This is a genomic window from Oxalobacter vibrioformis, from assembly GCF_027118995.1.
GTDB classification, from domain to species: domain Bacteria; phylum Pseudomonadota; class Gammaproteobacteria; order Burkholderiales; family Burkholderiaceae_D; genus Oxalobacter; species Oxalobacter vibrioformis.
Map to the genome: position 1 here is coordinate 414,371 of NZ_CP098242.1, position 12,463 is coordinate 426,833.

Below are 12,463 nucleotides of genomic sequence, written 5' to 3' on the forward strand. Positions count from 1 at the left end.
CCAAAACAAAACTGCCGGTACAATTACCGGCAGTTTTTTATCATGCCTACGTCTTTCATCCCAACAGCTTTTCCAGCATATCCTTTGTATCATGCGCAGCACGGCGCAACCTGTCATTCACGCCATCCCAGGCAATATCTTCCGGTGGATGCTCCACGATAATCACATCAACGCCCGCTTCGTCCAGCCTGCGCAGGCAGGCATACAGTTCATGCGAATACGCCTCTACGGATAGCGGCATCACTATCCTTGTGAAAAGGTGCTCCTTCGATACATCCGGCAATGATGAATAATGCATGACAGCGGCAGGTATTCCCTTTTTCTTCAACGTGGAAAATACCTCTGCCATCTGCGATGTGGCAACCAGCACCACCGGCGTATCAGGCGCATAATGGGACAACAGTGTGCCTGAGGCGCGGGGTGCCGTACTATCGGCCTTTGCCGGTATCCGGCCTGTTACACGGGCAATATCCGTGGCACTGATCTTTCCAGGCCTTAACAATACCGGCCCATGCGTATCAATCCGCGAAAGATCCAGTATGGTGGACTCAATACCGACCTCACTCTGCCCGCCATCCAGTACAACAGCAAGACGGGTATCATTACCAAACTCATCACGCACATGCCGGGCCAGGGTAGGGCTCACATGGCCAAAGAGATTAGCCGAAGGCGCTGCCACGCCCCCTTTACCCGCCTTGAAGGTCAAAAGCAATGCCTGCGCAACAGGGTGTGAAGGACACCGCAAGCCAATCGTATCCTGCCCGCCGGCAACGGCAGACGGAATATGTGCGGCACGTTTCAGGATCAGTGTCAGCGGCCCGGGCCAGAAAGCATCAATCAGTTTTCTCGCTTCTTCAGGAATCGCCTCTGCCCAGTAAGCAATATCAGCACCGGGCGCCAGATGCACGATAAGCGGATGGCCGGATGGGCGGCCCTTTAACGCATAGATGGCGGCAACCGCATCCGGATTTTCCGCGTCAGCACCCAAGCCATAAACTGTCTCGGTAGGAAATGCCACCAGCTGCCCTTTTCCAAGGGCATCAGCGGCAAGATGAATTTCATTGCTGTCAGGCACCACAGTTTTTGTTACTCCGTCAGCAAACGGAGTGCCTCATGATATTTTTCCGCTGTTTTCCGGGCAATATCTTCCGGAAGGCGCGGCGCAGGCGCCTGTTTATTCCAGGGCTGCTCTTCCAGCCAGTCCCGTACAAACTGCTTGTCAAAAGACGGAGGAGAACTGCCCGTGACATAACGCGATGCCAGCCAGAAGCGGGAAGAATCCGGCGTCAGGATTTCATCAATCAGGTACACCTTTCCCTGCTCATCCTGGCCAAACTCGAATTTGGTATCAGCAATCAAAATCCCTTTTTGCGCAGCGTATTCTGCTGCGGCAGAATACAGACTAATCGCCATATCACGCACCTGTCGGGCCACATCAGCACCCACGATTTTTTCTGCCTCCTCAAACGTGATGTTTTCATCATGGTCACCCACCGCCGCCTTTGTCGAGGGCGTAAACATCACTTCCGGCAGTTTTTCCGCTTTCTGCATACCCCCTGGAAGCGTAATGCCGGCAACCTGCCCGGTTTTCTGGTAGTCCAGCCAGCCCGTGCCTATCATATAGCCGCGCACGATGGCTTCAATACCAAGGGGCTTGAGCTTTTTCACCACCACTGCACGGCCTTCCACCTGGTCACGCTCATCCGGTGCGACAACGGATACCGGATCAATGTCTGTCATATGATTCGACATCATGTTGCCGAATTTTTTAAACCAGAAATTCGACATGGCTGTGAGGATCCTGCCCTTTTCAGGAATCGGATCATCCAGTACGACATCAAAAGCGGAAAGACGATCCGTCTGCACCACCAACAGCTTGTCGTCACCCACCGCATAAATATCCCGAACCTTGCCGCGATGTAAAAGCGGCAGTGACTTCAGGTTCGTTTGCATCATCCCTGACATAGTTTTCCAATCACTTCAGTTCCGGCAGGCTGGCTTTCAATACTTTTTCAGACTGTTTTTCCCTGAAATCCAGCAGCTTTTTCCTCAATGCAGGGTCTGTCAGCGCCAGCATGGCAACGACTGCAAGTGCGGCATTGGCAGCGCCTGCCTCACCAATCGCCATGGTCGGCACAGGAATCCCTTTGGGCATCTGTACCGTTGCAAGCAGCGAATCCAGCCCTTTCATGTACTTGGATGGCATGGGAACGCCAAAAGTGGGCAGAATGGTTTGTGCTGCCACGACACCGGCCAGATGGGCAGCTCCGCCCGCACCGGCAATAAACGCCTGGCAGCCACGCGCTTCCATGTCAGCAATCCACGCTTCCAGCTCTGCTGGCGAGCGGTGTGCAGAAAGTGCCCGGGCCTCATAGGGAATGCCAAAATCCTTGCACATTTGCGCCGCCTCTTTCATCACATCCCAGTCAGAGGTTGATCCCATCACAATCCCGACCAGTACTTTTCCTGTTGTTTTACCTTTGCCAGCTTTGGGCGCTGATTGTTTTTTAATTGAAGAAACCCGGTTTGACACACTGGACACGAGCCGCTTGACACCAGATGCGGCCTTGGCTGGCGCCGCAGCGGCCGTTACCTTTTTCACGGCCGGTTTTGCCGGCGCTTTTTTCGCTGCCGTTTTTTTAAGAGAAAGTTTTTTAATTGCCATGCTCACCTACCCGATACCTTTTCGCATCATGAAAAAACTGTCTGGAAACAAGACAGGCGCGTCCCTTTTTGAGACGCACCTGAATTTTAATAAACCATAACAGATGGTTACAGAAAAAACGTATTATTTCACGATTTGGATGAAATCGCCCGCTTTATATTTCGCCGCCATTTTGTCCAGGGAAACCGGCTTGATTTTTGGCGCCTGGCCTTCACAGCCGAACTCCAGATAACGCTGTTTGCACAACTGTTTGGCCGCTTCGCGGGCAACAGTCAGGTATTCACGCGGATCAAAATGGGTGGGGTTTTCAGCGAAATAGCGCCGGATCGCTCCTGTCATCGCCAGCCGGATATCTGTGTCGATATTAATCTTGCGTACCCCGTTTTTGATGCCTTCCTGAATTTCCTCAACAGGCACCCCGTAGGTTTCCTTGAAATCTCCCCCAAACTGGCGGATTTCTGCAAGCAACTCCTGTGGCACCGATGAAGAGCCATGCATAACCAGATGCGTGTTCGGAATACGGGCATGAATTTCCTTGATGCGCTGGATCGACAGAATATCGCCTGTCGGCTTGCGTGTGAATTTGTATGCCCCGTGAGAAGTGCCGATCGCGATTGCCAGCGCATCACACTGGGTCTCGCGCACGAAATCAGCCGCCTCATCCGGGCTGGTCAGAAGCTGCTCCTTTGTCAGCTTGCCCTCTGCACCATGACCATCCTCCTTGCCGCCTGACATCGTTTCAAGCGACCCCAGCACCCCAAGCTCACCTTCAACTGTTACGCCAATTGCATGGGAAAACCTCACCACCTCGCGCGTCACTTCCAGGTTGTATTCATAAGTCGATGCGGTCTTGCCATCCGGCATGAGGGAACCATCCATCATCACAGAGGAAAAGCCGGAACGGATAGCCGCCATACAGACAGCAGGTGACTGGCCGTGATCCTGATGCATCACAACCGGAATATGCGGATAGGCCTCCACCGCCGCTTCAATCAGATGGCGAAGAAACGCCTCGCCGGCATAACGCCTTGCCCCTGCCGAAGCCTGCATGATGACAGGCGCACCCACCTCATCGGCAGCAGCCATGATTGCCTGCACCTGTTCAAGATTATTCACATTGAATGCCGGAATACCATAGCCGTTTTCCGCAGCATGATCCAGCAATTGACGCATTGATACGATAGGCATCCGTCTCTCCTTTGTTTAACTGTTTATTGGGCACGCTGCATCAGAATTTCCACGGCAGGCAGCGTTTTGCCTTCGAGAAATTCCAGGAAAGCGCCGCCTCCCGTTGAGATATAGCTGATCCTGTTTCCAATATCGTACTTGGCAATAGCTGCCAGGGTGTCACCGCCTCCGGCAATCGAAAAGGCTTTTGAGTCCGCAATCGCCATCGAAACCGCTTTTGTGCCACTGCCAAACTGATCAAATTCAAACACACCAACCGGCCCGTTCCATACAATGGTTCCCGCCTTGCCAATCAGATCAGCCAGCATCTTTGCCGTCTCAGGCCCGATATCCAGAATCATGTCATCCGCCTCGACGGCATCCACCTTTTTCACACTGGCTGGCGCACTGGCAGCAAACTCTTTGGCACAGATCACATCAACAGGAATCGGAACCGTCGCGCCCCGTTTTTGCATCATCTCCATGATGGATTTTGCCTCTTCCAGCAATTCCTCTTCCACCAGCGAACGGCCGATTTCATACCCGGCAGCTTTCAGGAAAGTATTGGCAATGCCTCCACCGACAATCAGATTATCCACCTTGCCACCCAGCGTCTTGAGAATCGTCAGCTTGCCGGATACTTTGGCGCCACCAACGACAGCCATCAGCGGATGGGCAGGATGATCAACCGCTTTGCCAAGCGCATCCAGCTCAGCCGCCATCAGCGGGCCGGCACAGGCTATCGGCGCATATTGTGCAATCCCGTAAGTCGTTGCTTCTGCACGATGCGCCGTACCAAACGCGTCATTTACGTATACATCGCACAGGGCCGCCATCTTTTTCGACAGCGCATCATCATTTTTCTTTTCACCCTTATTAAAGCGGGCATTTTCCAGCAGAACCACCTGGCCGGGCTTTACGTCCACCCCGTCAATCCAGTCACGTTTGAGCTCAACAGGCTGCCCCAGCAGCTCAGACATGCGCTTTGCCACAGGCATGAGCGATTCACTTTCGTTGAATTCCCCTTCCGTCGGGCGACCCAGATGCGATGTCACCATGACAGCCGCTCCGGCTTTCAGCGCCATCTCCACCGCAGGCATGGAAGCCCTGATTCGCGTATCTTCCGTAATATTGCCCTTGGCATCCTGCGGCACATTCAGATCGGCGCGGATAAATACCCGCTTACCCTTCAGTTCACCCTTCTCGACCAGATCAGTTAAACGTTTGAATTGCATGGCTATCACCCGAAAAAAGATAATTCGATTATTTTACCGCAGCGTCTGCCACAAAAGCCCAATTTAAAGTCTGAAATTACCGGCAGCCGAAGACTTTTTACCATGCAGCCATTATCCCCAACAAATCGGCCCGAAATTCCATTAGAATCTTACTTTTACGTTTGAAAATCAGGAGAATTTCATGCCAATGCACAGTCGTGACGGTAAAATCTGGATGGATGGAAAACTAATTGAATGGCGTGACGCCAACATCCACGTGTTAACGCACTCACTGCACTATGGCATGGCGGTGTTTGAGGGAGTCCGGGCCTATAAAACCGATAAGGGACCGGCAATTTTCCGTCTTCCCGAACATACCAGGCGTCTTTTGAACTCCGCCAAAATTTTCCAGATGAAGGTGCCCTACGACTACGACACCCTGATGGAAGCGCAAAAGGAAGTCATCCGTGTCAATAATCTGGATTCCGGTTATATCCGCCCGCTGGTCTGGGTTGGCTCCGAAAGGCTTGGCATTGCCGCCAAAGACAATACCATCCACGCCATGATCGCGGCATGGCCATGGGGCGCCTACCTGGGCGAGGACGGGTTGAACAAGGGCATTCGCGTCAAGACTTCTTCCTTTACGCGTCACCATGTCAACGTTTCCCTGGTCCGCGCCAAGGCATCGGGGTACTACATCAACTCCATCCTGTCCAATCAGGAAGCGCTTGCCAATGGCTATGATGAAGCACTGGTGCTGGATACCGACGGCTTCGTTTCTGAAGGCTCCGGTGAAAATGTCTTTATCGTCCGCAACGGCAAACTTTACACGCCGGACCTGGCAAGCTGTCTTGACGGCATTACCCGTGATTCCGTCATCGTCATGGCAGAAGACATGGGATTGAAAGTCATTGAAAAACGCATCACCCGCGATGAATTCTATACCTGTGATGAGGCTTTCTTTACCGGTACCGCCGCAGAGATCACCCCGATCCGTGAGCTCGACAACCGTGTCATTGGCGCCGGCACACGCGGCCCGATCACGGAAAAACTGCAATCCCTTTTCTTTGACGTGGTTGCCGGCAAAACGCCAAAATACGCAGACTGGCTGACCTACGTATAAACAGCCATCCACCTTTACCTGCCCTCCCTCTTTCGGGAGGGTATTTTTTTCCCTGCTTGCCAGATTCGACCGATTATCCCTACAATGAAAAAACAACGGGAAAATGGAAAACGCCATGGAAGACGCCGACAAAAACCTGCTCCCCTACCGCATCATCGAACTGAATAACCCGAAGTTGCCCATTACCTGTCCAAACAGCGAAACGCCGGTCGTTTTCATGCATCCGCGCGTCTATCTGGAGCCCAATGCCAACGGGACCTGCCGATGCCCTTACTGCAGCACTCTTTACATCATCCGTTCACTTATCGTCTGAGTTTGCAGCCCTCTCCATCATTTTTTTGATTTGCCGCCCTTGAAAAAGCGGAACAGGACCCCTATCTGTCACCCATTCGTTCAATAAAATATAGGGAACGCTGATTAAATGGCTTTATGAGATGAAGTGCAAGGCGCACGGAGCGCAGCAAGCGCGGCATATCTCGGGATAGACAAGCTTGCGAGCACCGTGTAACGCAGCAATTCGCTCACAAAGCCATTTAATCAGCGTTTCCATAGCAAAAGAGGAAAAAAATGACCTTCTCTGAAAAACAGACTATGGGCTTTCAGGCAGAAGTCAAACAACTTCTGCAATTGATGATTCATTCCCTGTACTCCAACAAGGAAATCTTCCTGCGTGAAATGATCTCGAATGCGTCAGACGCAGCAGACCGGCTGCGCTACGAGGCGCTGGACCAGCCGGAAATCTATGAAAACGATCCGGACCTGAAAATCATCATTTCCTACGACAAGGACAAGCGCACCATCACCATTTCCGACAATGGCATCGGCATGACCAAAGAAGAGGCCATTGCCCACCTTGGCACCATTGCCAAATCCGGCACCAAGGAATTCATTACCCGTCTCACTGGTGATGAGCAGAAAGACGCTGCGCTCATCGGCCAGTTTGGTGTCGGCTTTTACTCCGGCTTTATCGTCGCCGACAAAATCACGGTCGAGACCCGCAAGGCAGGTACGCCCGCAACAGAAGCCGTCCGCTGGGAATCCACCGGCGAAGGCGACTTCAGCGTGGAAACCATCGAAAAGACCCGTCGGGGCACCGACATCACCCTGCACCTGCGTGAAGGCGAGGATGAGTTGCTGACCAACTGGCGGCTCAAAGGCATCATCCGCAAGTACTCCGACCATATTCCCATCCCTATCCAGATGGAGCAGGATATCTGGGATGATGAAACCAAATCCATGAAGCCAGGCACCGAGCTGGCAACGGTCAACCAGGCGAGCGCACTATGGTCCCGCAGCAAATCCGATGTAACGGATGAACAGTACAAGGAATTTTACAAACACGTCTCCCACGACTTCAATGACCCGCTGACCTGGACGCACAACCGGGTAGAAGGACGCACCGAATACACACAGCTTCTCTACATTCCAAAACACGCACCGTTTGACTTGTGGGACCGCAACAAGCGTGGCGGCATCAAGCTTTACGTCAAGCGCGTTTTCATCATGGACGATGCCGAGCAGCTCATGCCCGTCTACCTGCGTTTCGTGAAAGGCGTTATCGACTCCAACGATCTGCCCCTGAATGTCTCACGCGAAATCCTGCAGGAATCCCGTGATGTCAAAATGATCCGCGAAGGCTCAACCCGCCGGGTGCTCTCCATGCTCGAAGAGCTGGCCAATGCGGATGAGCAGGAGAAAAAAGACCAGTACGCCGAATTCTGGGACCAGTTTGGCCAGGTGCTGAAAGAAGGCATCGGCGAAGACGCCGCCAACAAGGACCGTATTGCCAAACTCATGCGTTTTTCCTCCACACACAACGATACCGATATCCAGAATGTATCGTTTGACGACTACATTTCCCGCATGAAGGAAGGCCAGGACAAAATCTATTACGTCACGGCAGAAAACTATGCCGCCGCCAAAAACAGCCCGCACCTGGAAATCTTCCGCAAAAAAGGCGTTGAAGTCCTTCTCATGACAGACCGTGTGGATGAATGGATGCTCTCTTTCCTCGACAAATTCGAAGACAGGGAACTGGTTTCCGTTGCCAAGGGCGGGCTTGATCTGGGAACACTTGAGGATGAGGAAGAAAAGAAACACTTTGAGGAAACACAGACCGACTACAAAGATGTGGTCGGGAAGATGAAAAAAGTGCTGGAAAACGAAGCCAAGGATGTTCGTGTCACCCACCGTCTGACCGATTCACCATCATGCCTTGTCGTTGATGAGCAGGATCTTTCCAACAACCTGCAGCGGATGCTCAAGGCCGCCGGACAGGGTGCGCCGGACACCAAGCCAATCCTGGAAATCAATCCTGACCACCCGCTGGTGCAGAGCCTCAAAAAAGAAGAGGCTCGCTTTGACGACTGGGCACATATTCTCTTTGATCAGGCCATGCTGGCGGAAGGCGGTATCCCGGCTGATCCGGCCGCCTATGTCAAACGGATAAACGACCTGCTGTTATCGAAATAAAACCCGCAGTCATACGCAAAACGCGGTGCAGACAGGAAAGTCTGCACCGCGTTTTCTTATGTCATTCATCACCGTGTAAAAAAACGGATCACCCAAAAGTGATCCGTGAAGGTGAAGCACCCTAAAGGAGAAAAAATCAGTAACGGTATGCGGTCTCTCCATGAGAAGAAATATCCAGGCCCGCGCGCTCCGCATCTTCGGGAACCCTCAGCCCCATCACCTTATCAATCAGCTTGTAGGCAATGACCGAAACCACACCTGACCAGACCACGGTGACCAGCACACTTTTCACCTGTATCCAGACCTGGTGCATCATCGAAAAGTCGCCCCCGATACCGGTTCCGCCCAGATCAGGCGAAACCACAACCCCGGTCAGGATCGCACCGACAATACCGCCAACACCGTGCACACCGAAAGCATCAAACGCATCGTCAACCTTAAGCAGGCGTTTTAAGCCACTTACCCCCCACAGGCAGACAAAACCGGAGATCACGCCAAGCACAATCGATCCCATCGGCCCGGCAAAACCGGCTGCAGGCGTAACAGCAACCAGACCGGCCACTGCACCGGACGCTGCGCCCAGCATGGAGGCCTTCTTTTTCATGATGGCCTCGCCAGCAATCCAGGCCAATGTCGCCGCTGCTGTTGCGACTATTGTGTTGATAAAGGCCAGTCCGGCAATCCCGTCAGCAGCCCCGGCCGAACCCGCGTTGAATCCGAACCAGCCGACCCACAGAAGCGAAGCACCCACCATCGTCAGTGTCAGAGAATGCGGCGTAAATGACTCGCGGCCAAAGCCAATGCGCCTGCCCACCATATAAGCACCGATAAGCCCGGCAATCCCTGCATTGATATGCACCACCGTGCCGCCAGCAAAGTCCAGCGCGCCATCGGCATTGAGAAAGCCGCCCCCCCATACGATATGTGCCATCGGTACATAACTGAAGGTAAACCACAGGAAAATGAAAACCAGCACGGCGCAAAACTTCATCCTCTCGGCAAAAGCGCCCACTATCAGTGCACAGGTAATCCCCGCAAAGGTGCATTGAAAAGCCACAAATACATATTCCGGTATGGTCGAAAGCGTTTGAGACAGCGTATCAGGCGTGATTCCCATGAGGAAAGCCTTGCCAAAATCACCGATGATGGCGCCCTTCCCTGAAAAAGCCAGGGTGTAGCCATACAGACACCACAACACCGATGTCAGCGAAAAAATCACAAACACCTGCATCAGGACTGACAGCATATTCTTGCTGCGCGCCAGCCCGCCATAAAAGAGAGCAAGACCCGGAATAATCATCAGGATAACCAGCATCGTCGATGTCAGCATCCAGGCCGTATCACCGGCGGAAAGCACAGCAGGTGCGGCCTGAGCTACTTCAGCCGCACCTGCTGTTACAACGGCAACGGAATTTGCTACAGCACTTTCCTGTGCCATGGCCAGTCTCGAAAAAACCAGGCACTGAAACGCCACCAGCATGCAGGGCAAACCCAAAAGCCTTGTGCCTGCGCTTTTTAAACAGGAAATAGCATATTTCATATCATCCATCCTTTCCTCACAACGCCTCATCACCTGTTTCACCTGTGCGGATGCGAACCACTTCCTTCAGGTCAAACACAAAAATCTTGCCATCTCCGATCTTGCCGGTTGTCGCCGTCTCCTGGACAACTTCCAGTACCTGCTCAAGCATGGCATCAGATACCGCCACCTCCACCTTCACCTTGGGCAGGAAATCCACTACATACTCTGCACCCCGATACAACTCTGTATGCCCCTTCTGTCGGCCAAACCCTTTCACTTCGGTTACCGTCATTCCCTGTATCCCGATTGATGAAAGCCCCTCCCTTACTTCATCCAGCTTGAAGGGTTTGATAATTGCACTTACAAATTTCATGACTTCCTCCTTTTTGGAAAACAAACACCCCTACCCATACACAAGCAAGAATCATGCCAACCTGAAATTGACGGAAGACCTGACCGAAAAAAGGCGGAAACGACAAATGCCTGCTTCCCCTTGTGAATGAATGATTGGGTGATCCGCATTCCCTGCAGAATCCACTAACAAATCGCCGTGAAAGCCGCTACAGATGAAGCTTGCGACATTATTGTCAATCCGGTATTAACGCAAAAAGTCGAAAAAACCAGTAAATCCAAAAGCTTAGGCTGGATTTCCTCTGCGAAAGATAACTTCGACAACCTGAAAGACAAAGGAGGGCACCATGCCTCAAATCATCAACACCAATATCAGTTCGCTGAATTCCCAGCGTCACCTGAACAATACACAGTCGTCCCTGTCCACAGCCCTTGAGCGCCTGTCTTCCGGCAAGCGCATCAACAGCGCGAAAGACGACGCGGCAGGCCTCGGTATTTCTTCTCGCATGACCACCCAGGTCAACGGCATGAACCAGGCGATCCGCAATGCCCGTGACGGTATCTCCCTTGGCCAGACGGCAGAGGGCGCGCTGTCCACGTCAGCTGACATGCTCCAGCGTATCCGGACTCTGGCCGTGCAGTCATCCAACGCCACGAACGCTTCGCTGGATCGGCAGGCAATCCAGGATGAGGTTAACCAACTGGTATCCGAGCTCAACCGGATTGCCACCACGACGACCTTCAACGGGCAGAGCCTGCTGAATGGCACGATGGGCACCCAGAATTACCAGGTTGGCTTCAATGCGGGAGATATCATTTCTGCCGGCGGCATGAACTTTTTGACGAATGTCTACGGCAACAACCGGGTCACCACCGATAACGTAGCAGCGGCAGCAGTTGACGCGGGAGGTACTCCCCCGGGCAGTTATCCCAAGGTGTCAACGATTGCTGAAGATAAAGATATCACCATTAACGGCAGTATCGGCTCGGCCATATACAAGACCGTATTGGGGGATACTGCAAAAACCATTGCTGCCTCGGTCAATGCGCTTTCCTCGAAGACTGGCGTGACTGCCAGCGCCAAAACGGAAGCGTTTATGAATACTTTCACAGCAGATGAATCGTACTCGATCACCTTGTTTGGTGACAACAAGAAAACTTCTGTCAATGTCTCGTTCACCATCGGATCGAATGAAAAACAGGCGGATTCGTATGCCGCAGCTGTCAATGCGATCAACGCACAAAGTTCCAAGACCGGTATTACAGCGGAATACCATGAGGTTCTTGATCCTGCGACGAATGTCGTATCAGACCAGGGCATCAAGCTGACCCATGCCTCCGGTGAAAACATCATGGTGGGTCTCACCAAAGACATCACAGCGCCGGCCACAGCTCCCAAGCTTAATACCTTCAAGGGGAACGGAACAATAGAGGAGGGTGCAGATTTAGATGAACTCACCAATCTTTCAAGTGATACGGATAAGCCTTGGGAAGGAGCCATTGTCGCGGCTGGTGTGCTGACCTTCGACTCTGACAAAAGCTTTTCTGTCACTGGCCTGGATGATGTCGGCTTTTCTGATAAATACACCATAGCAGGCGGGACAACGGAAATTGATGTTGGAAATTCCCGATTGAATTCCGTATCAAGCCTGGATGTAACCGATTTCAATAAGGCCCAGTTGGCCATTGCGATTGCCGATGCGGCCATCAATATTGTCAACAATGAAATGGCCCGCTACGGTGCGCTCCAGGCCCGCTTTGAAGCCACGATCAAGAATCTGGAAGTCAACAGCGAAAATACCAGCAACGCCCGGAGTCGCATCCTGGATGCCGACTATGCAGCCGAGACCGCGGAACTCTCTCGTGCGTCGATCCTGCAGCAGGCCGGTACCGCCATGCTGGCGCAGGCCAACCAGATGCCACAGACCGTCCTGTCACTGATCGGCTAA

Annotated in this window: 11 protein-coding genes; 4 read left to right on the forward strand and 7 right to left on the reverse strand. The window is 52.7% G+C overall.

Annotated elements, in window-relative coordinates:
- Window positions 1–55: 55 nt before the first annotated feature.
- The 5 genes from NB640_RS02125 to NB640_RS02145 form a co-directional block, all read right to left on the reverse strand.
- Window positions 56–1,075, reverse strand: coding sequence for an L-threonylcarbamoyladenylate synthase (locus NB640_RS02125; RefSeq protein WP_408637936.1), 1,020 nt, complete (start codon window positions 1,073–1,075; stop codon window positions 56–58).
- A gap of 11 nt (window positions 1,076–1,086) precedes the next feature.
- The gene (locus NB640_RS02130) at window positions 1,087–1,965 is read right to left on the reverse strand and encodes a phosphoribosylaminoimidazolesuccinocarboxamide synthase (protein ID WP_269309495.1); all 879 of its coding nucleotides are present in this window, start codon (window positions 1,963–1,965) and stop codon (window positions 1,087–1,089) included.
- 10 nt (window positions 1,966–1,975) lie between these two features.
- Entirely contained in the window at window positions 1,976–2,443 is a 468-nt protein-coding gene (gene purE, locus NB640_RS02135; RefSeq protein WP_269310377.1) for a 5-(carboxyamino)imidazole ribonucleotide mutase, read from the reverse strand.
- A gap of 345 nt (window positions 2,444–2,788) precedes the next feature.
- Window positions 2,789–3,853, reverse strand: a complete 1,065-nt coding sequence (gene fba / locus NB640_RS02140; RefSeq protein ID WP_269309496.1) for a class II fructose-bisphosphate aldolase — start codon at window positions 3,851–3,853, stop codon at window positions 2,789–2,791.
- A gap of 23 nt (window positions 3,854–3,876) precedes the next feature.
- Window positions 3,877–5,067, reverse strand: coding sequence for a phosphoglycerate kinase (locus NB640_RS02145; protein ID WP_269309497.1), 1,191 nt, complete (start codon window positions 5,065–5,067; stop codon window positions 3,877–3,879).
- A 181-nt stretch (window positions 5,068–5,248) separates the two neighbouring features.
- Here NB640_RS02145 and NB640_RS02150 point away from each other — a divergent pair, with 181 nt between their 5' ends.
- The 3 genes from NB640_RS02150 (at window position 5,249) to htpG (ending at window position 8,641) form a co-directional block, all read left to right on the forward strand.
- Entirely contained in the window at window positions 5,249–6,169 is a 921-nt protein-coding gene (locus NB640_RS02150) for a branched-chain amino acid transaminase (RefSeq protein ID WP_269309498.1), read from the forward strand.
- Between the two features lie 115 nt (window positions 6,170–6,284).
- A complete protein-coding gene (locus NB640_RS02155; RefSeq protein ID WP_269309499.1) occupies window positions 6,285–6,482 on the forward strand; it encodes a zinc-finger domain-containing protein in 198 nt (65 codons plus the stop codon).
- 254 nt (window positions 6,483–6,736) lie between these two features.
- A complete protein-coding gene (gene htpG, locus NB640_RS02160; RefSeq protein WP_269309500.1) occupies window positions 6,737–8,641 on the forward strand; it encodes a molecular chaperone HtpG in 1,905 nt (634 codons plus the stop codon).
- A gap of 136 nt (window positions 8,642–8,777) precedes the next feature.
- On the opposite strand, the gene NB640_RS02165 is transcribed toward htpG, so the two are convergent.
- Together NB640_RS02165 and glnK are read right to left on the reverse strand one after the other, a co-directional pair.
- On the reverse strand, window positions 8,778–10,121 hold the full coding sequence (locus tag NB640_RS02165; protein WP_408637951.1) for an ammonium transporter: 1,344 nt from the start codon (window positions 10,119–10,121) through the stop codon (window positions 8,778–8,780).
- Between the two features lie 76 nt (window positions 10,122–10,197).
- Window positions 10,198–10,536, reverse strand: a complete 339-nt coding sequence (gene glnK, locus NB640_RS02170; RefSeq protein ID WP_269309501.1) for a P-II family nitrogen regulator — start codon at window positions 10,534–10,536, stop codon at window positions 10,198–10,200.
- A gap of 325 nt (window positions 10,537–10,861) precedes the next feature.
- Between glnK and NB640_RS02175 the strand changes: the two genes are divergently transcribed.
- Window positions 10,862–12,463: a flagellin N-terminal helical domain-containing protein gene (locus NB640_RS02175; RefSeq protein ID WP_269309502.1), complete on the forward strand. Its 1,602-nt coding sequence runs from the start codon at window positions 10,862–10,864 to the stop codon at window positions 12,461–12,463.